The organism is Helicobacter pylori (assembly GCF_014496485.1).
Classification (GTDB): Bacteria; Campylobacterota; Campylobacteria; order Campylobacterales; family Helicobacteraceae; genus Helicobacter; species Helicobacter pylori_DD.
The window spans coordinates 1-1,055 of the sequence record NZ_JACTAX010000029.1; the positions used below are offsets into that span (position 1 = coordinate 1).

The 1,055-nt window shown below is 37.7% G+C and carries 1 pseudogene; it reads left to right on the forward strand.

Features of this window, described 5'->3' with window-relative positions:
* Positions 1 to 1,050, forward strand: a pseudogene (hopJ, locus tag IC572_RS07660) (Hop family outer membrane protein HopJ/HopK); the annotation flags it as partial.
* Between the last annotated feature and the right edge of the window lie 5 nt (positions 1,051 to 1,055).

The following is a 1,055-nucleotide window of genomic DNA, read 5'->3' on the forward strand; positions in this document are numbered from 1 at the left end:
TTGTATCGCTGAAGAAAATGGGGCGTATGCGAGCGTGGGGTTTGAATATTCCATTAGTCATGCTGTTGAGCATAATAACCCCTTTTTAAATCAAGAACGCATCCAAACGATTTCTAACGCTCAAAACCAAATCTATAAACTCAATCAAGTCAAAAATGAAATCACAAACATGCAAAACACCTTTAACTACATCAACAACGCCTTAAAAAACAACTCCAAATTAACCCCCACTGAAAAGCAAGCCGAACAATACTACCTCCAATCCACCCTTCAAAACATTGAAAAAATAGTTATGCTTAGCGGTGGAATTGCATCTAACCCAAACTAGCCCAAGCGTTAGAAAAAATGCAAGAACCCATTACTAACCCTTTAGAATTAGCAGAAAATTTAAGAAATTTAGAATTGCAATTCAATCAATCTCAAAACCGCATGCTTTCTTCTTTATCTTCTCAAATCGCTCAAATTTCAAATTCCTTAAATGCGCTTGATCCTAGCTCTTATTCTAAAAACATTTCAAGCATGTATGGGGTGAGTTTGAGCGTAGGGTATAAGCATTTCTTCACTAAGAAAAAAAATCAAGGGTTTCGCTATTACTTGTTCTATGACTATGGTTACACTAATTTTGGTTTTGTGGGCAATGGCTTTGATGGTTTAGGCAAAATGAATAACCACCTCTATGGGCTTGGCATAGACTATCTTTATAATTTCATTGATAATGCACAAAAACATTCGAGCGTGGGTTTTTATGTTGGCTTTGCTTTAGCGGGGAGTTCGTGGGTAGGGAGTGGTTTAGGCATGTGGGTGAGTCAAAGGGATTTTATCAACAATTATTTGACTGGTTATCAGGCTAAAATGCACACGAGTTTTTTCCAAATCCCTTTGAATTTTGGGGTTCGTGTGAATGTCAATAGGCATAATGGCTTTGAAATGGGCTTAAAGATCCCTTTAGCGGTCAATTCCTTTTATGAAACGCATGGCAAAGGGCTAAACACTTCCCTCTTTTTCAAACGCCTTGTGGTGTTCAACGTGAGTTATGTTTATAGTTTTTAGGGGGG